Genomic DNA, 21,140 nt, shown 5'->3' on the forward strand with positions numbered 1-21,140 from the left:
CGCATTGCAGGTATAAGTACGAAGGGTTGGAATCGTCTTCCAACCCTAGATTTATCCTAATGTGCAACGCAAGTATCACTCATCTTTCTTGATTGCTGCGAGCATGGTTGTTCCAATAGGCTGCATTCTGTAGGCGGTTTTCTAATCGATGTGCCACCCCTGTATCCAATTCCCCATTGTCGGCTAATGCTCGAATGCTTGCAGTTAGGCGAATAAATTCACTGTTTGGGATCAGCTCGCCGTTGCTGGCCATATCTGCCAAGACTTGCAGTTCTGAGAGTAATGCTGTACCACTGTTTTCGCTTATTGCCTCTCTTGGAATATAGATACGAGTCAATTTATCTTGAATGTCTGTGAGCATCAAAACGACCCCCTCTAGTAAGTGTTCACCTGGGTTAAAAGCCACTTCGCGCCATGGCCCTTCTTTCAAGGCAGCTCGTGCTTCAGGTAGGTCTTTTCCTTGACCATAAGCGAACATGTTAACACCAGAAGTTTGGTAACGGCCTGCTAAGACATCTTTGACAGTGCCCATAGGGTCGATGTCATGGTAGAAAGAGTAAATACCAGTGTAGTAGATGGTGCCTTTTGGCATCAGCTCTTTACTTGAATTGACATGTTCGTGAATACTGTCGAAGTCATGTCCGTACGCTTGAGGGATCACACCATCGATGTCCTCTTTCCAATCTGCGATCATCGTCTCTTCTGGGCCAGGCTCTGGCGTAGCGGTGAACATAAAATCAGGATTCAGGCGTTTAGCTTGAATCGCCAGCTTTTTAACGAATACATTTTCTTCTTCACGTATCCAATGCTGGTATTTTTTGAACTCTATGATGTCAGTACGCAGAATCTCAGTGTTTTCTATGCCGGAGTCTTGTTGGTATTCTTTGAGCGCTAGTTCGTTAAACGAGAAGGCTTCAGCGTGCTCGTAGTGTGGGTAGCGCATATAGTCAATATTTAGACCTGTAATGGCATAGTTCTCCTGCATTTCACGATAAATTTCTAACATGTACTTTTGGACATCGTCTTGAACAATATCGAGCCAAAAGTAGCCGGACTGATTGTCAGGAATCACTTCACTATCCACATTAATGTTTTGGATCGCTAGCCAATGAGGATTGACGGTCAATTGAGGGGGTAGTGGTTCAACAAGATCAGGTGAGCCGACCATAAAGCCGTTAGTCCAGCCTTGAACTGTCATCCCTAGCTTTTCTGCTTCACCGATATAGGCGGCAAGAATGTCATTACCGTATACCCCATAACTTTTGTCACTAAAGTGAGGGTGCTGACTGGTCATGCCGTATTTTTTCATCACTTCACTTGGGTAGATGGTGTAACCCCAGAAAGTGACTTCCAAATAGATGCTATTAAAACCTGAGTCGTGCATGCCTTGTACCGTTTCGATCACTTGGTCGAGATTCTGTTCTTCAGGGCGATGCCAAATAGCGCGTTGTTCGACAACTTCGGACTCAATCGTGTGGTAATAAGCACTATCTGCTACCTTTGCGGCTTTAAGATAAAGTGCATAGGCGCTAATTTCACTGCTTTCGCGAATGGTGTCACCAGCGGCTAAATATTGGTTTGCTTGAGTAAGAAATTGCTCTGCTTCCTGTTTTGGGAAGTCGTAATAGCCTTCATAAGCGCTTTCTATACTGGTTTCGGCAAAGGTAATGGCGTGTTGTGCCTGATAACGATAACTGTCCAAATCTGTACGAAGAGTCATAACCTTATTGGCTTCATCTAACTCGACCTTAGTACCGATAACTGCGTAGTCAGTTAAAAATGTGGCGCCTTCCCCGTGCCCACTTAAGACTAAGCCATGCTCCGGAATGTCTGAATCAGCACCACCAAGATGGGTCACAATCCCATCTTCTACCGTGACTTCGTAACCGTACTCGTTGGTTTGGGTTGAGTCACCAAAATCAGGGTCATAGACAATAAGTTCGTCGGTATCTCGGGGCTCATTGAGCAAATAGGTATGTTCGCCCACAGTGCCAATGTCTTTGCTATGAACTTGGTTATTCTCAGTGCTTTGACACACTACTGAGAAAGCTAACATACCGAAAAATAATAGATTTCTAGCGGTAGGTAACCAGCGTTTTATTAACATGATTCATCCTCTAAGTGGATTTGAGCTTGAGTAAGCGGAACTTAAGTTGAGATTTGAATCTTGGCTGGAGAATATGGATAAATGAAAGAACAGAAAATCAACTCTCGTTCTATGCTCACGCGATCAAGAGTTGATGGTAATTCGTTATTTCAAATTGTGGGTAAATTCTGAAACTATTATTCAGACAATGAGGTGAGATCACTCTAATTGTGAATTTTGTGACAGTCGCACCCCGGTAGAGTCACATTACGGGGAAAGGTGTTTCTGGGCCAACAGCCACCAGAAGTGTAGACTTCTAGTGGCTACAAGTAGATTACCAATCGACTCCTTTACGTGCTTTCACCCCAGATTCAAAAGCATGCTTGATGTTCTTCACTTCGGAGACAGTATCGGCCATTTCAATCAGAGTGCGATGTGCGCCACGACCAGTGATCACAACAGATTGCATCTTTGGTCGATTGTTTAATGCTTCGACGACTTCATCAAGATCAATGTAACCGTAACTGACCATGTAAGTTAATTCGTCAAACAGGATTACATCAATAGATTCGTCGCTCAGCATTCGCTTGCATTCTTGCCACACTTTTTGTGCGGCTTCGGTATCGGTGGCTTTATTCTGAGTTTCCCAAGTAAAGCCAGTCGCCATGACTTGGAATTCGACTCCAAGTTTTTCTAGCAGATTACGCTCACCGTTATCCCATGTCCCTTTAATAAACTGGGCAACCGAGCATTTGAAACCATGGCCAACTGCGCGAGCGATAGTACCAAACCCTGAGGTGGACTTACCTTTACCGTTACCAGTGATGACAAGCAATAGGCCTTTTTCTTCCTGAGCAGCAGCAACTTTAGCGTCGATTTGCTCTTTCACTTTTTGCTGACGCGCTTTATGGCGTTCTTCTTTATGGCTTTCAGAGGTCACGGTAAATCCTTTTTAATTTAGTCAAACTGTGCCTATCATAGCGCATCTAAGGCAGAGCAAAAAACCATTGGTTTTAAAGGGAAAGGCTAGGAAGAGGTATGGCAAAGAAACTATTAGTTGTCTGTATGGGAAACATTTGTCGTTCACCCACAGGAGAGGCGATCCTTCGTGCGAAAGCTGAGCAAATGGGTGTTGACGTAGAGGTGGATTCAGCCGGAACAATTGGTTATCACCAAGGCAACCCACCAGATCCTCGCTCGAAAGCTGCGGGTGAGCAGCGAGGTTATTCATTCAAAGGGATTCGCTCTCGCAAAGTTGTGGATAGCGACTTTGAGTACTTTGATCTGATTTTAGCGGCTGATAGAGATAACTTGGCCGACTTGCAAGCGCAATGCCCATCACAATATCAAGATAAGCTCAGGCTGTTTCTTAGCTTTGGAGAAGCGAGTGAAGACGAAATCCCAGATCCTTATTACGGTGGTGATAAGGGGTTTGAGTTGGTGCTGGATTTGATCGAAGAAGCATCGGAAAAGCTTCTTCGATCTCTTTAGCTTAGGCGGCCATCACTCGGCCGCTGAAATAATCGTTTGAAACAATGTATTCCGTATTGCGGATCAACTCATCGTGGATTTTAGCCCAATGGGTGTCTTCTTGTTCGTAGCAAGGAACCACACCACCGACGCGAATGTTAAACGGCGTCAGCTCTTTGGCCCAACTTTGGGTGAAGCCAGCGACCATAGATGTTGCGTTTTCAAATCCGGACAAATCATGGTAATCCGCGTGAGCAATCACATTCACAATCACACCATTTTTCTTATCCTGACGCATTTTTTCCGCAGTCGCCTGACCAAAGCTAAATAATGTTGCGGCCATTAAAGATAAATGCTGGGTAAAGACATCACCAGCCCGATCATCAAAGAATTTGGGCATCGTTTGACTGGTAAGGGCATTGATCAAAACGTCTGGCGAATGATGTACCGATTGATCAATAAATTCAAAAAGTGAGTGGATAGAATCCATCGAGTGATCCGGCAATGCGTATTGATATATGTCTGATGAAATGGCTTTGCAACGGACAAACGTTTCGTTCAGTTGAGCCGCGCTTTTATCACAAAGAACGACGGTGGCACCCAGTGAAGCAAAGTGCGTAGCAAGTGTACTACCAAGCTGTGAGCCCGCCGAAGTGATTAAAATCATGGCACTTTTTATATTCATATAGTGAGCCTCCGTCCATGGCTGAAAAGGTTGTCCACATAGCATGGTAGATTGCTTGTTACTTAAGTGTGAATAAGTTCAAATAACGTGTGTATATCTTGTGCTTGCGGTGAATAATTTGCACTCATTCACATTAATAAGTGATTGATTGAGTATTAGAGGAAAGGACGAACAGGTTTATGTGATCTTGATTGATCTTCAAACTTGCGTTTGGATTTGGAAGGTTCGCTGGGCTTTGATCAATTGGTTATAGAGATCGATTGGCATCAGTTCTTTTGCTTCTTTTTCACCTAGTTTCCGGCGCTGATGACCCGATAAATTATTGTAAATCTCTTCAGGAAAGTCGTGTGTGTCTTCCGGCAGATATGTCAGAACTTCAGGGTGAAGGTAGTGAGTGAGCTTGGCGCTCGGTAAACCTGAGCGATGAAACATATCGGCTTGCATCGCCGAGATAGGATAGGAGTCCTGATCAGAGCGGATTTTCTGGGGTGGTGGTAACTCGAAACGGCGTCTTAAAGCTTCTTCGGTTGCGTCCTGTTCATTTATTTTTTCGATAGGTGTGTTATCGCGAACATCGTCAGAAAACATTGATAGAATCAAAGCGAAATCGGCACGGCGCCCTTCGTGAACAGCATGGTTAATCCCCTTGCCGAACTGAAGTTCGTTAATAATGCCCGCTTTGTCTAAGGTGTGAATCTGAGTTTGCATGTTACCTCGCTTGATGCCTATGTAGCGGCAATATCGAGGTGAACTTTAGGGAAATGACTGACTCGAAAAGAAAAAAGCCAGCTAAGTGCTGACTTTTTAAGCGACTAAATTTTAAATCCTATAGGGGAGGATTACTTAGCTAGGTTTTCTGCTACGAAGTCCCAGTTAACTAGCGCCCAGAAACCATTCATGTAGTCTGGACGAACGTTACGGTAATCGATGTAGTAAGCGTGTTCCCATAGGTCAACAGTAAGAAGTGGAGTTGTACCTTCTTCTGTTAGAGGTGTAGCTGCGTTAGAAGTGTTAACGATCTCTAGAGAACCGTCAGCTTTTTTAACTAGCCAAGTCCAAGAAGAACCGAAGTTGTTGATTGCAGAATCAGTGAACTTCGCTTTGAACTCTTCGAAAGAACCGAATGCAGCGTTGATTGCGTCTGCAACTGCGCCTGTTGGTTCACCGCCCGCGTTTGGAGCTAGACAGTGCCAGTAGAACGTATGGTTCCAGATCTGTGCTGCGTTGTTGAACACGCCACCAGTTGAGGTTTTGATGATTTCTTCTAGCGTTTTGCCTTCAAACTCAGTACCTGGGATAAGACCGTTTAGCTTAACTACGTAAGTGTTGTGGTGCTTACCGTGGTGGAAATCTAGAGTCTCTGCTGAGATATGTGGTTCTAGCGCGTCTTTCGCGTAAGGAAGAGCTGGTAGTTCAAATGCCATTACTCGATTCTCCATTGATATGAAAGAGTTAAACTCTCTCGATTGCTTCCAGTGTTATTAATTTATGATGGCTAGCTAAGTGCTAACCACGTCATTCTGCTGACTTGCGCTATAGTTTAGCAAGTTTTTACTTTATTAAAAGCATCACGACCAATTTCTATATGAAATTTCTTTATCATATAAAACCACAGACATTATAGGCTTTTTATTCTCAGACAATGGTTTAAAATATGTCAATAATTTGCAGTAACTCCATGAAGAGGAAGTAATGGAAACCATCGACAAAATCAAACAGCAAATCGAAGAGAACGCTATCCTTCTTTACATGAAAGGTTCTCCAAAGCTACCTAGCTGCGGCTTCTCATCTCAGGCTTCACAAGCACTTATGGCGTGTGGTGAAAAGTTCGCTTACGTGGATATTTTACAGAACCCTGATATTCGTGCTGAGCTACCAGCATACGCGCAGTGGCCGACATTCCCACAGCTTTGGGTTGAAGGTGAGCTGATTGGCGGCTGTGACATCATTATTGAGATGTTCCAGAAAGGTGAACTTCAGCCTCTAATTAAAGAAGCGGCTGAACGCGCAGGTACAGACGAAGAGTAATCAATAAACCACTGTTTAAATTTACAGTTTTTCTTGATTTTTAAGGGCCACATTCGATAATGTGGCCCTTATTGTATCTGCCCGATAAATTTTATGTCACGTCTATTTATTGCTGAAAAACCGAGCTTAGGTCGAGCTATCGCTGCGGCGTTGCCCAATCCGCAAAAGAAAGAGCAAGGCTTTATTCGTTGTGGCAATGGTGACGTGGTGACCTGGTGTATTGGTCACTTGCTAGAGCAGGTAGAACCAGACGCCTATGATGACAGATACAAAAAATGGAATTTGGCTGATTTGCCAATCGTTCCTGAACAATGGCAACTGCGTCCTCGTAAGTCGGCGTCTAAACAGCTGACTGTGGTCAAGAAGTTACTCAAAGAAACATCTGAGATCATTCATGCTGGCGACCCGGATCGCGAAGGTCAGTTGTTGGTGGATGAGGTGTTGGATTACTGCAAAGTCAGTAAAACAAAAAAAGAAGCCACGCAACGCTTATTGATTAGCGACCTCAACTTACCAGCGGTCAAGCGTGCGCTAAATCAGATGCGCAGTAACCGCGAGTTTATTCCTCTTTCGGTTTCTGCTCTTGCTCGCTCCCGAGCTGATTGGCTGTATGGCATGAATATGTCCCGCGCTTATACGCTGTTGGGGCAAAAAGCGGGCTACCATGGAGTACTGTCAGTCGGTAGAGTTCAGACGCCCGTGCTTGGGCTGGTAGTCCGTCGTGATGAAGAGATCGAGAACTTCATCCCTCGTGAATATTTTACCTTACATGCCTTGATTCCTTATCAGGATGGCAATAGTGCGTTTGATATTCGCGCCCGCTGGAAACCGAGCGAAGCATGCAAGCCTTGGCAAGACGAAGAAGGGCGGGTTCTCAATCGTAAACTGGTCGAGAACGTTGCCAATCGGATTACGAATCAACCGGCCAAGGTTGTTGAGTCGGAGCAAAAACAAACTAAGCAATCAGCTCCTTTACCTTATTCTCTCTCAGCTTTACAGATTGATGCAGCCAAACGCTTTGGTATGAGTGCTCAACAGGTGTTGGATACCTGCCAATCTTTGTATGAAAAGCACAAGCTCATCACTTACCCTAGGTCGGATTGCCGATACCTGCCGATGGAACATTATGGACAGGCCAAAAGTGTTTGCGATGCGATATCGAATAACTGTAACGAGTTAGGTCAGGCTGTTCATGGCGCTGATTTAAGTCTCAAATCCAAAGCATGGAATGATAAAAAAGTGGATGCACACCACGCGATCATTCCCACGCCTAAAAAGGCTTCCGTAAATGCGCTGTCAGGAAATGAGATGAAAATCTATCAGCAAATTGCTCGTCAGTATCTAATGCAGTTTTATCCAGCCGCAGTTTATGCAGAAGCGAAGCTGGTGTTTGACATCGCTGGCGGGACTTTTATTGCTAAAGGTCGCCAGCTAGTATCGGCCGGCTGGAAAGCGCTGATGGGAAAAGTGGATGATGACGACGCGGGCGTTGATGCGGTTCCCCCACTTGATGAAGGCACGGTGCTGACTTGTCGCGAAGGCGAGATCAAAGACCGTAAGACTGAGCCACCTAAACACTTTACTGAAGCGACTTTACTGCAAGCGATGACAGGCATCGCACGTTTTGTTGAAGACAAAGAGCTGAAAAAGATCCTAAAAGAAACTGATGGGCTAGGTACCGAAGCGACTCGTGCAGGTATTTTGGATACGCTGTTTAAGCGTCAACTGCTGCAACGGCAGGGCAAAACAATCCTCAGTTCACCAGCGGGAAGAGGGCTAGTGCATGCGTTGCCTTCTGAATCGACTTATCCTGATATGACCGCGCATTGGGAGCATCAACTTCAGGGAATGGCTGAACGAAATCAAGCCTACGGACCGTTTATGCAAGCGCTGCAGACGCGGATTGATGATTTAATGCATCAAGTCAAAGGCGGCGAAGTACCTGAATCGCTTCGTCACCTACCCAAAGTTGAACGCCCAACCTTTAAACGTAAACGACGTAGCTCTGCGAAATCTACTGGTCAAAAACGCACTTCAACTAGGCACAAAACGGGTTAACTACGATGACCAATCGTGTGCTGATATTCTCTAGGCGTTAAACCAAACCTGTCCTTAAAACGCTGACGAAAGCGTTCTTCCGACTGATAACCACACATCTGTGCAAGTTGATAGCCATCGTATTCGCGCCTTTGCATCAATTGCAATGCATGGTTAAGGCGCACCTCTGCCAGCAAGTGACGATATTGAATGCCTTCCTGTTTTAGTTTACGGATCAGTGTGGCTCGGCTCATACCAAAGTGATTGGCAACGCCTTCCAAGTTATGCTCGTTGGCTGGTGAGATAGAAAGGTATTGAGTAAGAGTCTGTGTCATTGACGTTTGAGAAGAGGGAAAAACTTTATGCAGAGCACCTTGCTCTGCCAATTGCTGATAAAGCGGCATTAACCAGTATTGCTGAGTGTGGGTACTCATCGCTTTCAGGTTCACTTTTGCCAGAATATCAAGAGTGTCTCTGACGGACTTACTAACTAAGCAATAAGATGAATTTAAAGAAGAGTGGACTGACTCGCTCAGGCGAAGCATTTCTTGATCTGGCGAAGAGTGAAAACTGAATACTCTTGATAGAAATGGCCCTTTACCCGGTAGATTGGCAAAGTTCCATGAACTGGCAGCACTGCACAATATCAGCGAGTCAGGCGTTAGCGTGACAGATTCTTCCTGCCAGAACAATCTTTTGTTGCCCGATAAAATCTGGATGATACTCGGGGAGTGAATCGTCACATTTCTCAAAGCTTGTAAGTGCAGGGCACGAAACTCAGTGATCTGAAATTGGTGAGCCATCACTCCTCCTTCAATTAGCGGGCATAGGTTGCTGTTAGGGTTGCTTTCGCTAATGCGATGCTGTTAAGGGTAAAGCCAACCACAGCCGCTGGCGTATCCTCACCCAGCTCCAGCTTGGCTTTTGGTAGCGCCCAAACTGTGAACTGATAACGATGCATACCATCACCCACGGGTGGACAAGCGCCACCAAAGCCTTTGGTGCCATAGTCGATACGGGTTTCTAAGCCCCCCAGCTTGCTGATATTTGCCCCTCTAGGTAGCTGACTGACGCCCGCGGGAATATCGAGTGCAATCCAATGCCAAAAGCCACTCTCGGTCGGCGCATCTGGGTCGTAAGCTGTAATGGCGAAACTCTTGGTGCCCTTTGGTGCGTTGTCCCAGCTTAACTGCGGCGACAAATTATCGCCTGAGCATCCCCAGCCAGCAAACTCGAAGGTCTTATCCATTGGGTGACCTTCCTGAATATCCTGACTCGTTAGATCAAAGGCGAATGTGTTGCCTGACAGCATCAGCCCAGCTGTCATTAGTGCTAATGTGGTGGTTTTCATGTTGAGCTCCTTGTGTCTGATTTAGTGTCAGTTTAACGAGCTCAATCTGTTTCTATGGATCTAAAAGTATAATATTTAATCTAATTTTAGTTAAAAGTGATACTTTTTGTTGATTTTGATATTACCAAGGAAGTGCGCTGCCATCATAGTTGATAAATTCACCAGAGCGGCTGATATCGGCACTCTCGATCACGTCAACAAGTCCCGCTGCGGATGTTTGCGTATCAATTAACGCATTTGGCCCACCCATTTCAGTTTGTACCCATCCAGGGTGGAGTGCCAAAATGGTGAATCCTTGACTGGTAAGGTCGTTACTCAGGCTTTTCACTACTGAGTTAAGTGCGGCTTTCGACGAACGATAGATGTAACCGCCACCAGATGTGTTCTCTGTCATGCTGCCGACCTTGGAAGAGAGACAGACAACTTTCTTCAAATTGCCTTTTGCTAGGTTTGGAAAGAGTGATTCAACGAGCTTAAGCGGTGCAATGGTGTTGATTTCAAAAACTTTTCGCCACTCGTCGATATCAGTGTTACCAAAGTCGTTACCTTTTGGCCCATAGTAGCCAGCATTATTGATCAGCAAATCAATGGCAGGCAGAGCATTGGCGAGCTCATTCAGCCCTTGATAATCAGTGACATCAAATGGATGGCACGTCAGCTTGTCGCCTTCCAGCTCAAGGAGCTCCTGTGAACTTGCCTCTGAGCGATAGGTTGCGTGAACCTGCCAGCCTTGAGCAAGATAGTTTTTGACTAAGCTTAGCCCGATACCACGGTTAGCTCCGGTGATTAGAACAGTTGTCATAGTGGTCCCTAGTAAATTGTTGTAGCTATTTTGCTCAGTGGTTAATGTAAAATCAACTTAACAAATGATAATTATTACTATTTGTTGAGAGTTACAACCGTGATGCAACTTGTTACCATACTCAAAACTCAAATATCGACTGATATCAATGATCCCACTGATTTATCACTCCATCTATTCAGAGCTGCCTTTACCTCAAGGCCACCGATACCCGATCCATAAGTATCGTCTGTTATTCAATGAAATTGAGAAAGTGCGCTATCGGGACAAACAATGGCAAGCGTTGTTTCATTATTGTGAGCCACAAGCTTTGACACCTGATGAAGTGATGATGACGCACTGTAAGCAATATGTCTCTGAACTGTTTTCTGGTCGTTTGCCCGCGGCGCGTATGCGACGTATTGGTTTCCCGTGGAGTGAGTGTCTTATTGAGCGCACGTTGACATCCGCTGGTGGAACTTGCCTGACAGCTGAAAAAGCGATTGAGCATGGTGTGGCTATCCACCTGAGTGGCGGATACCACCATGCACATTATGATTTTGGCAGTGGTTTTTGTTTGCTTAATGATTTGGTTTTGGCGGCAAAACGTGCACTAACATATGATGGTATCGAAAAAGTGCTGATTGTTGATAGTGATGTTCATCATGGTGATGGGACGGCAACGTTATGTGCAGATCAGGATGACATCGTGACGCTATCCTTTCATTGCGATAAAAACTTTCCTGCACGTAAGCCTGACTCAGATATGGATGTGGCTTTACCACGTGAAACCAGTGATGAAGAGTTTCTTAGCTCGTTTTCCTCAGTTGTCGAAATGGCGATTAATCTGCATCAACCGGATTTTATCCTTTATGATGCGGGCGTAGACATTCATCAAGACGACGAGCTCGGTTACTTCAATGTTTCTACTCAGGCGATTTACCAACGAGACGTTGCCATGTTTGAGCTGGCGAAAACAAATGTACTTCCGATAGGTTGTGTTGTTGGAGGCGGCTACCGCACTGACCACAGCGAATTGGTACCGATCCACATGCAATTGCTGAATGCAGCTTTGCAAGTTTATGGAAATTATTAAGGTGAACAATGGAACATAGAATTCGCGCGGCGGGCATACTTATCGATAATGACGCAATTTTGCTTTTGAAAGTTAAAGACTTTTCAGGAGAGTATTGGATCCCACCAGGTGGTGGCATGGAAGAGGGGGATAGAAGTTCAAAAGATTGTGTCGTGAGAGAGTTTAAAGAGGAAGCGGGGCTAGATATTGAAGCCGGAGAGCTGATTTGTGTTCGCGAGTTTTTTGAAACGCATAGAAATCGCTATCACTCAGAATTCTTTTATCGTGTTTCTCACTATGACGGTGAGCCTCATATTGAGAACCTGCTTGGGCTCAATGACGAAGATTATATTCAGTCTGTGGAGTGGGTGGCTTTGGGGGATGTGAGTGGTAAGCGTATATATCCGAAAGAGCTTAAAGATAAGGTATTAGAACTGATTGATACCGAGTGCTTTTCTATCCATTTAGGTAGTTATACACAAGGTGATAAGGAAGATCTTAATCGATTGTAGAATAGGGATCGTGCTCAGCAGTGATTATTATAGGCGTCTAAAACAAGAAAACCCCAGCCTTAAGGCTAGGGTTTTTAAAATGGCGGAGAGATAGGGATTTGAACCCTAGATACGCTATTAACGTATGCCGGTTTTCAAGACCGGTGCTTTCAACCACTCAGCCATCTCTCCTTTGTTGACGCGAATGATATAGAGGTTGGTTTTTCTTGTAAACCCCTAATTTTACTGATTGCTTTAATTGTGAACACTTAGTGCAGAAAATGAGTTCAAGTGCGTGCTTTTAGACCTAATACATCGCATAACAGAGGTATTTGGTCGTAACGAGTTGATCAATGTTGTAAGAGCTCAATGACTTGATAGGTTTGAATGCCAGCAAGAACACCTTGCTCCCAACCTCCTTCAACTAGGGTCTCTGCCTTTAGCTTCAATGCGGCGGCCACGTCACCATTAAAGTGAGCATCTACTGCGGATTTATCCGAGAAGAAATCAACGATACCGAATTGATTTCCACCGAAATGTACAGCAAACCAGTGGAGAGTACCGGGTTCTTGAGTCGATACTATCTCGGCGCCTTGTCTGAGTAATTCACTCAGTGTTTGCTCTTGTCCGCTTTTCGCGGCAAGAGGAATGTAAGTGGCGATTTTGACAGAGTTATTGGCATTTTCACTGACTTTAGAGGCAATAATGTCGGCATTATGCATGTTGGGTAGTACACCTTCAGCCCAGCCACCCTGTACGAGGGTCTTGGCATTCTCACTAAGCGCTTGAGGAACAAGTCCAGAGAAGTGGGTGTCCTGAGCTGCTTGAGAGCCGAAAGCATCAAATATGACAAAAGTGTTTTTATCCTTATTCTGAAGTGCCGACCAGAACAGAGTGTCGGGTTCGTTTTCTTGAACGAGTTGCGCGCCAATGGAAAGAAAATTGCTTAGCTCGGTGCTTTGGCCTTTCTGTGCTGTAATTTTAATCACACTGGCTCTCTTGAGAGCTTGCTCGGTTGGTTCTGCATTAGCGCCCATTGCGATAGCAAAAATAGAGAAAATGGAGCACACGCGCGAGATTGGGCTTATGATTTTTAACATCTTGTATACCTCTTCATATGAGTAGTTTGGTTTGAAGCAAAGTATACTTTTCTGATTTTTAGGATAAATAGCGCTTATTCGGACTTATAGTTCTATTTAATAGGACAAAAAAGGGGGCATGATTGCCTTTGTCTACCTTATTTAGGACGGGTGAGGGTGAAAACAAAAAAGAGAGCCGAAGCTCTCTTTTCTAGGTGTAATGGTCGGACTGACTGGATTTGAACCAGCGACCCCCGACACCCCATGACGGTGCGCTACCAAGCTGCGCTACAGTCCGATACCTGTAATTTACCCATTATTTTCGATGGGGTCAATCACTAACGCTATGATTTAGTTACTTTTTACGTAAAAACGTTGCAGCTCAGTCAAACCTTGCATTAGGACTGGCAATGTCGGATTCTCATCTTGCAAGCGTTGGTAGTTACTGTCGTACAATTTGTAGTTACCAAACTTATCGATGACTGTCGTGTCTTTGTTGGTGATCAGTGCCAGTTCCCTTGTGTCCCCTGCTAGGATCCATTTTCTAGAACGCTCGTCAAACAAGTTTTGACCGCTACTAAAATCCGAAGGATTTGAGGACACACCAAGCAAATCTTGGAGTAGTGTCACTGATAAGTCTAAATGGCTGGTGCGATGATTGTACTTTCCTGCGACTTTTCCTGGCCAATGAATAACCATTGGCACTTGAAGCTGGTAGCGACTGTAGTTGCTATTTGAGCCCCAGCTGTTCGTTCTTGTCTCATTGAACTCGGTACCGTGATTAGATGTGATAACGATAATAGTTGATTCATCAATATCGAGCTCTTTAACCTTCTCAAACAATACACCCAGTTCTTGGTCGGCGTTGCTAACGGAAGTGTGATACCCCTGTTTCAGCGTTTCTAAGGTCGATTTTTGACTGCCAGAGTTTTCATTGTAAGCGTTGAAATTATCGACCGTGGTGAGTTCAATAAAGCTGAACCAAGGGGTTTTCTTCTGTTGAGCAACCCAATTCGCCCACGCGTTAATTGCCTGAGTATCGGGAGATGTGGCGTCATTAAATGCAATGCCTGTAAAGTTCAGACCACGGAATACGGTTTCACCGTACAAATTATCATCGAAGTTGTCACCGCTGAACAAACCAAAGCTATAGTCTTTGTCCAAGAATGTATCAAGTAAGATAGGACGGGAGCCTTGAGTTTTGATACTGCTGACGTAGCTACTCGGTAGGCCATAAAATAAGCCAAATACACCGAAAGTATCATTACTAGAGCTATAGTGATCAGTAAAGTTAAGGTTCTCGGAAGCAAATTCTGCTGCGTTTGGCATCAAATCGGATGTTAGTACATCCCCCCTTAAGTTATTGACGCTCACGACCAAAACATTCAGCGGGTTTGCTCTTCGATGAAATTCAAGCTTCTCAAGAGGGTAGCGAACTAAATCTGAGTTAGCTTCGCTTTCTTTCAGGCGTTGAAGGTACTCTTCTCGATCCAGTAAACCGTGACGTTCCATAAAGGATTTAGCTGTCATCGGGTAAGACAGAGGGAAATTGGCCTTCTGCGCGGTAATCGGATTGTAGAAATAAGCATCAGCCCAGACGTATATCAGGTGACTGGTTATAAAACTGACAAAGAAGAGGGCTGCTATAGGGCGACCAACGTGTTTATGCGACAGGCGACGTTGCTTGCGCCATACCCACTCAGATAATGCTAACTGTAAGAGGAAGATAAGTGGCAACACGACAAATAAGTGTTGCAAATCAATGCTGATGGAGCTGCCTTCTTCGCTAAATAAGACTTCCCAAACAACAGGAGTCAGATGAAGGTTAATCTTTTGATAGGCCTGAGTATCAATCAGAAGTACCGTCAAACCGACGGTAGCAAAGCAAACCGCCACCAAGCGAAACAGCTTGCGTGACGGTATCAAGAAAGTCAGCGGAAACAGAACTAATAGGTAGAGTGCAAAAACGAGAAAACCGAAATGCCCAACCCAAGAAACGGCCAGATAAAACTGTCCTAAAAGGGTATCGGGCCAAGGAGATTGAGTGATATAACGGGTACCAATTAACATGGCCGCTATGATGTTGAAAAAGGCAAACCAATGCCCCCAACCCACTAAACGCGATACGCGTTCGCCGTATGTATTTCCGTTATCTACCATGTACTGTTTTATTGTCCGTTTATTGTTCTAGTGAGTGTTTTCTTCAATAGAAGACAACAGTGCCTGAGCAAATTTTTCAGCAAGTGCTTTACGTTGTGAAGCATTAACGTTTTGATTTAAGACATTGGTAGCGATATTTCCCGCAATCATCAAAGATAACTCAGGACCCGCACCGTGTTTGTCTAGCACTGCTGCAACTTCTGACAGAATTGCTTCAATTTTGTCGTCGCTGTATTTAGATGTGATCGGCATAAAGACTCTAATGGTGATAGTAAAGCGGCTTATGATAACCTACAATGCCTCGCAACTGAAACCTACACGACGATAAAAATTCATCATGAGTCTTCATCTTTCAAACGTTATCTTACACCAGCTACGTAAAAACGATTCTGACGAACTTGTTGTTAACTTTCGAGCTAATTCTCTTGAGAATGACGCATCGACGGAAAACCTAGTTGCAGAGCTGCATCGTGTCTTTAATTCTAAAGCAGGTAAAGGATTTGGTTCTTTCAAGTCTGACAGTGAATTTCAAAACTGGTTGCATGAACTTCGTAAGGGTGAGAAAAACTTTTATGATTTCTCACAAGAAAGTGCAAATCGCCTGAAAGATGAGCTAAGTAAGTACCCATTTGCAGATGAAGGCATTCTGGTGATTGCCGAATATCAGTCTCTGGCGACAGATTATCTATTCGTTGCCATTATTCCTTCAAACCAAAGCCTAAAAGTAACAGAAGGTCTCGAAATTAGTGCCACGGACTATCTTGATCTGAGCAAAATGGATATTGCTGCACGTATTGACCTGACCAGTTATGAAACAGATAAAGAGTCGAACCGCTACTTAGCTTATATCAAAGGACGCGTTGGGCGTAAGGTGGCAGATTTCTTCCTTGATTTCTTGCAAGCTGAAGTTGGGCTGGATACTAAGCAGCAAAACCAAGTTTTGATGCAGGCGGTTGAAGATTTCTGTGCAGATTCGAAATTAGAGAAAGACGAAGCCATCAGTTATAAAAAGCAAGTGGCTGACTATTGTAACGAACAAATCAAGAGCGGCGATGAAGTTCAGGTCCGTGAACTCTCTGGTGAGCTTCCTCCTTCTCAAGATGGCACCAGTTTTCTTGATTATACCCAAGAGCAGGGTTATGAATTGGAAGACAGTTTTCCTGGTGATAGAACGACAGTTCGCAAGCTGACGAAATACGTTGGTGCAGGTGGAGGTTTAAACATTAATTTTGATAGCCTGCTGCTCGGTGAGCGCGTTTTCTATGACCCTGAAACTGACACTCTAACCATTAAAGGAACACCACCAAATCTCCGTGATCAGCTGACCCGTAATCGTTAACCACTATATTATTTAATCTAGAGTTGGGCTAAGTCGAAGAAATATGCACTTAGCCCTACTATTCTTAAACTTTGCGTATATGCTTGTAATTATGGAATTTATTCAAACACGAGCATGACATGAAACGCAAAGCGCTTAAGCTGTGCTGGCTAGTTGTAATAGTCTGGGTGATAGGGATGACAATGTTCACTCTGAGTTATCGCTCCAACGTGATGACAATGAACCAGATCAGTGAGTTAAGTAATAGCATTGATGAGTTGAAATATTCGCTCTTTCAAGAACCCGCTTATCGCGCAGAACTGACCGATGGGCAGTCTCTCAACTTGCAATTGATCTATGCTCTTCGCCTCCAAATTGAAGCAACATATCAACAAAATTGGCTGACACCTGATATCAATCAATTGCTCTACACAATGGATCGGTTTATTGAGCAGACCAGAGTCTTCTTGGATAACGAGCTTGATTTGATTGCATTAGTTGATCAAATCCAATTTGTTCGAGCTAAATACCAGAGTTCCCCTGATCTGGAATTATACTATTATCATTTGGGTGCGAATGTTCTGGAAGCTTTATTTAGCTCCAACAAATCAAACCCTCAAGTTTTCCGAGAGCTGGATCAACTGTATGTCGAATCTGAATCTCTGCCTACCTTGCAAAAGAAAGATCTTCAGATGCTATTATCGCAAACGTCTTCTGTTTTAGGAGGATATGCGCAAGGCAGTTATGCCATTGAAAAAATGATTACACACTCTATCCATAATCAGATCAACCTAGTGGAAGCACAATATCAATCGCAGCAACATTACTTTATCATAGGTGGTGGTGTTTTTAGTGGGCTTTGCTTACTAGTAATGATGTCAATAGTTTATCGGTTTACAGGAGTTCAGCAAATGGTCGAACGTCCCGAAAAAGAAGCAGACAACTCTCCCGAAGAAGTTCAATCTATTGTTGAAACAACAGCAGAACCACAGCCGTCGCCTGTTACAGCTGCAAATACATGGTTAAATGATGGGCCAGAAATTGATTTGGATGGCATGCTTGATGCTTTGGGGAATGACTATGAATCTGTGTGTATGTTGCTGCAGGTTTTCGTTGATGATCATACCGGGGATGCAGAGCGAATCACACAACTGCTGAATGATTCTCCGGATGAAGCCTTACGTAAAGCACATAGTTTGAAGGGCGTTGGGGGAAATTTGGGGGCCTTAAAGCTTCGTGAATCAGCCGGTAAAGTCGAACAGGCAATTAAAGAGGATATTGATTCTGTTGCAGTTTTACTTGATGAGCTTAAAGTGCGCTTAGATAAAGCCATTCTTGAAGCTCAGACGTTTCTTAAACAACAAGAAGCTAATGGTTAAGTATAAGGGTGAGTCTTTATGAAAAACTCACCCCAAAGTTTAAGATTGTAAGTATTCGCTACGTCTTGATCGACATATAGACTCAATACTCTTCAATGTTATTAACATCGAAAACCCTATTCACTCATCATTGATGTAAACCATTTATTTACTCACAAATGCTTTTGAAATCATCCGTTGTCGCATCGGTCGGTTTGATTATACATATGAATTGGAGACAAGTAGTGCAAGGTTGCGCTCGCTTGCTCAAGCTCCAGTCGGTTTAAATCGTCAATAAAGATGCGCGACGTGAATACGGTTTTGCCGTTGTCTGCAAAAATCTCAATCGCTGAGTTATCTACGAAGATGCGAATGCGTTGTGCCTGTTCTACACGCTGGGCGTAGCGAACCGTGCCAAAGGCTTCAGCATGAACATGAGATACATGCGTTCTGTCTAATGTGAACTCTTCGCGATTACCGCTAAACACCATGCGCTCACCTGCAGCGTTTGCAAAGCTAATAGAGAAGGTTTCGTTAACCTCTAGCTCCAGTTCGAAGGCTCGTGAGGTGAGTTCTGCGCAATCATTGACGGTTTCGGTGCTAGCACGCAGAGCTTCTAGCTCTTTCAACGGTGCTTGGATCAAGTAGTCACCGTCAATCGTTAGTTCACGAGGTAGTGTGAACATGTGTGCCCAGTTGTTTTTGTCTGTTGGATACTCACTCTTTGAGTTGCCTAGCCAGCCAATGAGAATTCTGCGTCCTTGGTTATCTAGATAAGTTTGCGGTGCGTAAAAGTCGAAGCCTTTATCGAGTTCGCGATAACCTTGGTTGTTGAACTCTTGAGTGTCGAAGTTGATGCGATCACCCACCATGTAAACCACAGAGAAAATGTTTTTAAGGTCGTACTTGTTATCTGAGCTCACACCTTGTGGAGAGAAGATGTAAACGCCGTTGTCATCTTGCTCGTAGTAGTTCGGGCACTCCCACATGAAGCCAAAGTCGCTCAAGCCGACATCGATATTGCCTACGTACTCGTAGTCATTAATTGCGTTGCCGCGGTAGTAGGCTAGCTTGCCTTTCTCATCATGGCCTTGTGCACCAATGAGCATGTGGTATTCGCCGTCGCGGTCCACCAAGATTGGATCGCGAAACTCAGAGGTATAAGACTCAAAATTTACGTCAACTACGACGCCTTTCTTGTCGATCTTGCCTTCTTTGTCCATTACGGCCATGACTTGGGTTGGGAAGCGGCTTTGCTCTTCATCCAATAGGTTGGCTGTGTAGAACAGGTAAAGTTCGTCACCTTGAGGTACACCAACACCTGTGTAGCAGCCGTGGTGGTCGTACGTTTGATCTGGGTACATGGCAATGCCGCGATCGGTGAAATTCACAAAGTCTTTGGTTGAAACGTGATACCAGTGTTTTAGACCATGTACCGGACCGAGTGGGAACCACTGATAGAACAGGTGGTGCTCACCATTGAAGTAGCTCAGGCCATTTGGGTCATTCAATAAACCATGCTTAGGGGCAATGTGGTACGTTGGGTAAAATGGGTCGGTCTGCGTAGTACGCTCAATTTCCGCAAGGTACTCAGAACTGACTTCATCGATTCGTACAAAACGATTCTGACGGTTAGAAAAATCCATAGAGACTCCTAGGAGAGCGGGGCTCTCCCATCAAAAAACAGTATAAAAAGGAATGCGTTCGGTTCGGATTACTTGCTAGCTAGCGTTTCAGGCTCTTTGTAGAACAGCTTGGTTAAAGCGAATGCAGTGATTGCACCGACTAACATAACCACAATGTACATACCTAAACCGCCACCAAGATAAAGTAGGATGCCTGGAAGCATGGTTGCGCCTGTACCTGCAGAGCCGATGCCTGCGATAGCACCGATACAGCCACCGATAGCTCCGCCTAGACAGCCATATAGGAATGGCTTTACGCGTGGCAGTGTTACTGCGAACATCGTCGGTTCGGTGATACCAAATAGTGCTGGCAGCGTGGCACCAAACATGCCTGAACGTTTAACCTTGTTGGTTTGCATGGTCATCACGGCCATTGCTGCGCCAAACTGACCTGCAATTGCTGCTGTACCTAGTGGGTTGATGAAGTCGAAACCTGTGTCTGTCACCATGGCGATCGTAATAGGCACGATAGTGTGGTGCATACCGGTTACCGCCATGAACTGGATTGCGCCGCCGTAAATTAGGCCACCAATACCGTATGGAATTTGTAGGAAGTAAAGCACCGCTTCTGTGATCAACTTTTCCGCGCCAAGTAGGATTGGACCTACAAATACTAAGCCCGCAATCAGCGATACAAGTAGCGTGATGAAAGGCGTAATAATGAGATCCAACACTTCTGGGATGTATTTGCGTGAGGTGCGCTCAACCATGGCCGCAAACCAACCCATAAATACTGCTGGAAGAATTGAGCTTTGTAGACCTGTCACCGCAATGTCAAAGCCCATGAATGGAATCATTAATGCTTCAGCGTTACCAAATGCAACGTCCCATTTGCTCGCAAGTTGCGGAGCAACGAGCATCAAACCGAGTACGATACCGAGAACAGGGTTACCGCCAAACACACGCATGGCAGACCAAGTCACCAAAACTGGGATGAAGATAAAGGCGGTGTCGGTCAGAACCTGCGATAGGATGTTTAGCTGAGGAGACAGCTCAACCCCAAAGCCATTGACCAATAGGCCACGCAAACCCATAAGCAAACCGGTTGCGACCAAAGCTGGGATAATTGCGACGAAAATATCAGAGAAGGTGCGCGTTACTGCTTGGAAAGTGCTAACTGTCTCTTTTTTCTCTTCAGACTCGATTGTCTCTTCAACTGAGTCGTTACCTTTCATGATAGCGAACACCTTACCGACAAAACCTGTACCTAAGATCACTTGGTGTTGACCGTTTTGAAAGAAGTAACCGTGTACACCTTCTGTTGCGCTGAGTCCTTCAGCGTCTACTTTCGAGTCGTCCTTGGCGACAACACGTAGACGTGTTGCACAATGATTTAGCTGAGCGATGTTCGCCTCTCCACCGAGTAAGGCCATAACGGTATTCGCTACAACGTTCGCATCTCGCGCCATATGTTTTGTCTCCTAAGAGTGCAAAGAAATATCAACCTGTATTTAACTTGTATTTATGGTAATGCAGGTGGGATACAGGTTGTATTTTTCCTTTCCATTTTTTGTTGTTCGTCACACTTGTTATCTA

Annotated in this window: 20 protein-coding genes and 2 tRNA genes; 7 read left to right on the top strand and 15 right to left on the bottom strand. The window is 44.7% G+C overall.

Annotated features, from left to right (window positions below; translation table 11 throughout):
* Positions 1 to 79 precede the first annotated feature (79 nt).
* Positions 80 to 2,107 carry a family 10 glycosylhydrolase gene (locus tag L1D23_RS08755; RefSeq protein WP_239865620.1) on the bottom strand — a complete coding sequence of 676 codons (2,028 nt, stop codon included), beginning with the start codon at positions 2,105 to 2,107 and terminating at the stop codon, positions 80 to 82.
* A gap of 313 nt (positions 2,108 to 2,420) precedes the next feature.
* A complete protein-coding gene (gene cobO / locus L1D23_RS08760; RefSeq protein ID WP_239865622.1) occupies positions 2,421 to 3,026 on the bottom strand; it encodes a cob(I)yrinic acid a,c-diamide adenosyltransferase in 606 nt (201 codons plus the stop codon).
* Positions 3,027 to 3,124: 98 nt separating this feature from the next.
* On the opposite strand from cobO, the gene L1D23_RS08765 reads away from it, so the two are divergent.
* The gene (locus tag L1D23_RS08765) at positions 3,125 to 3,577 is read left to right on the top strand and encodes a low molecular weight protein-tyrosine-phosphatase (protein WP_239865624.1); all 453 of its coding nucleotides are present in this window, start codon (positions 3,125 to 3,127) and stop codon (positions 3,575 to 3,577) included.
* 1 nt (position 3,578) lies between these two features.
* Here L1D23_RS08765 and L1D23_RS08770 read toward each other — a convergent pair whose 3' ends face one another.
* The 3 genes from L1D23_RS08770 to sodB all read right to left on the bottom strand — a co-directional run bounded on the left by L1D23_RS08770 (position 3,579) and on the right by sodB (position 5,665).
* Positions 3,579 to 4,241, bottom strand: coding sequence for an SDR family oxidoreductase (locus L1D23_RS08770; protein WP_239865627.1), 663 nt, complete (start codon positions 4,239 to 4,241; stop codon positions 3,579 to 3,581).
* A gap of 198 nt (positions 4,242 to 4,439) precedes the next feature.
* Positions 4,440 to 4,949 carry a VC2046/SO_2500 family protein gene (locus L1D23_RS08775; protein WP_239865629.1) on the bottom strand — a complete coding sequence of 170 codons (510 nt, stop codon included), beginning with the start codon at positions 4,947 to 4,949 and terminating at the stop codon, positions 4,440 to 4,442.
* A 131-nt stretch (positions 4,950 to 5,080) separates the two neighbouring features.
* On the bottom strand, positions 5,081 to 5,665 hold the full coding sequence (gene sodB, locus L1D23_RS08780) for a superoxide dismutase [Fe] (protein ID WP_005439697.1): 585 nt from the start codon (positions 5,663 to 5,665) through the stop codon (positions 5,081 to 5,083).
* Positions 5,666 to 5,933: 268 nt separating this feature from the next.
* Between sodB and L1D23_RS08785 the strand changes: the two genes are divergently transcribed.
* Both L1D23_RS08785 and L1D23_RS08790 read left to right on the top strand, forming a co-directional pair.
* Complete coding sequence (locus L1D23_RS08785; RefSeq protein WP_045974984.1) at positions 5,934 to 6,269, top strand: Grx4 family monothiol glutaredoxin; 336 nt, start codon at positions 5,934 to 5,936, stop codon at positions 6,267 to 6,269.
* Between the two features lie 93 nt (positions 6,270 to 6,362).
* Positions 6,363 to 8,327, top strand: a complete 1,965-nt coding sequence (locus L1D23_RS08790) for a DNA topoisomerase III (protein WP_239865631.1) — start codon at positions 6,363 to 6,365, stop codon at positions 8,325 to 8,327.
* On the opposite strand, the gene L1D23_RS08795 is transcribed toward L1D23_RS08790, so the two are convergent.
* From L1D23_RS08795 to L1D23_RS08805, 3 genes are all read right to left on the bottom strand, one after another.
* Complete coding sequence (locus L1D23_RS08795; protein ID WP_239865633.1) at positions 8,324 to 9,109, bottom strand: helix-turn-helix transcriptional regulator; 786 nt, start codon at positions 9,107 to 9,109, stop codon at positions 8,324 to 8,326. The two genes, L1D23_RS08790 and L1D23_RS08795, sit on opposite strands and share 4 nt — an antisense overlap.
* A 14-nt stretch (positions 9,110 to 9,123) precedes the next feature.
* Complete coding sequence (locus tag L1D23_RS08800; RefSeq protein WP_239865636.1) at positions 9,124 to 9,657, bottom strand: YbhB/YbcL family Raf kinase inhibitor-like protein; 534 nt, start codon at positions 9,655 to 9,657, stop codon at positions 9,124 to 9,126.
* 121 nt (positions 9,658 to 9,778) lie between these two features.
* A complete protein-coding gene (locus L1D23_RS08805) occupies positions 9,779 to 10,459 on the bottom strand; it encodes an SDR family oxidoreductase (protein ID WP_239865638.1) in 681 nt (226 codons plus the stop codon).
* Positions 10,460 to 10,607: 148 nt separating this feature from the next.
* Between L1D23_RS08805 and L1D23_RS08810 the strand changes: the two genes are divergently transcribed.
* A complete protein-coding gene (locus L1D23_RS08810; protein ID WP_239865646.1) occupies positions 10,608 to 11,534 on the top strand; it encodes a histone deacetylase in 927 nt (308 codons plus the stop codon).
* An 8-nt stretch (positions 11,535 to 11,542) separates the two neighbouring features.
* The gene (locus L1D23_RS08815) at positions 11,543 to 12,025 is read left to right on the top strand and encodes an NUDIX domain-containing protein (protein WP_239865648.1); all 483 of its coding nucleotides are present in this window, start codon (positions 11,543 to 11,545) and stop codon (positions 12,023 to 12,025) included.
* Positions 12,026 to 12,105: 80 nt separating this feature from the next.
* Here the strand turns inward: L1D23_RS08815 and L1D23_RS08820 are convergent.
* The 5 genes from L1D23_RS08820 to L1D23_RS08840 all read right to left on the bottom strand — a co-directional run bounded on the left by L1D23_RS08820 (position 12,106) and on the right by L1D23_RS08840 (position 15,495).
* Positions 12,106 to 12,196: transfer RNA gene (locus tag L1D23_RS08820), tRNA-Ser, on the bottom strand.
* 158 nt (positions 12,197 to 12,354) lie between these two features.
* On the bottom strand, positions 12,355 to 13,104 hold the full coding sequence (locus L1D23_RS08825) for an antibiotic biosynthesis monooxygenase (RefSeq protein WP_239865650.1): 750 nt from the start codon (positions 13,102 to 13,104) through the stop codon (positions 12,355 to 12,357).
* A gap of 200 nt (positions 13,105 to 13,304) precedes the next feature.
* Positions 13,305 to 13,381 (bottom strand) — tRNA-Pro (locus L1D23_RS08830).
* A 53-nt stretch (positions 13,382 to 13,434) separates the two neighbouring features.
* The gene (locus L1D23_RS08835) at positions 13,435 to 15,243 is read right to left on the bottom strand and encodes a DUF3413 domain-containing protein (protein ID WP_239865652.1); all 1,809 of its coding nucleotides are present in this window, start codon (positions 15,241 to 15,243) and stop codon (positions 13,435 to 13,437) included.
* A 27-nt stretch (positions 15,244 to 15,270) separates the two neighbouring features.
* Entirely contained in the window at positions 15,271 to 15,495 is a 225-nt protein-coding gene (locus L1D23_RS08840; protein ID WP_239838202.1) for a YejL family protein, read from the bottom strand.
* Between the two features lie 85 nt (positions 15,496 to 15,580).
* On the opposite strand from L1D23_RS08840, the gene yejK reads away from it, so the two are divergent.
* Together yejK and L1D23_RS08850 are read left to right on the top strand one after the other, a co-directional pair.
* Positions 15,581 to 16,582 carry a nucleoid-associated protein YejK gene (yejK, locus tag L1D23_RS08845; protein ID WP_239865654.1) on the top strand — a complete coding sequence of 334 codons (1,002 nt, stop codon included), beginning with the start codon at positions 15,581 to 15,583 and terminating at the stop codon, positions 16,580 to 16,582.
* A 119-nt stretch (positions 16,583 to 16,701) separates the two neighbouring features.
* Entirely contained in the window at positions 16,702 to 17,940 is a 1,239-nt protein-coding gene (locus tag L1D23_RS08850; RefSeq protein WP_239865656.1) for an Hpt domain-containing protein, read from the top strand.
* A gap of 170 nt (positions 17,941 to 18,110) precedes the next feature.
* On the opposite strand, the gene L1D23_RS08855 is transcribed toward L1D23_RS08850, so the two are convergent.
* Positions 18,111 to 19,565, bottom strand: a complete 1,455-nt coding sequence (locus tag L1D23_RS08855; protein WP_239865658.1) for a sucrose-6-phosphate hydrolase — start codon at positions 19,563 to 19,565, stop codon at positions 18,111 to 18,113.
* A 68-nt stretch (positions 19,566 to 19,633) separates the two neighbouring features.
* On the bottom strand, positions 19,634 to 21,013 hold the full coding sequence (locus L1D23_RS08860) for a PTS transporter subunit EIIC (RefSeq protein ID WP_239865659.1): 1,380 nt from the start codon (positions 21,011 to 21,013) through the stop codon (positions 19,634 to 19,636).
* Between the last annotated feature and the right edge of the window lie 127 nt (positions 21,014 to 21,140).

It is taken from the genome of Vibrio sp. Isolate24 (assembly GCF_022398215.1).
GTDB lineage: Bacteria > Pseudomonadota > Gammaproteobacteria > Enterobacterales > Vibrionaceae > Vibrio > Vibrio coralliilyticus_A.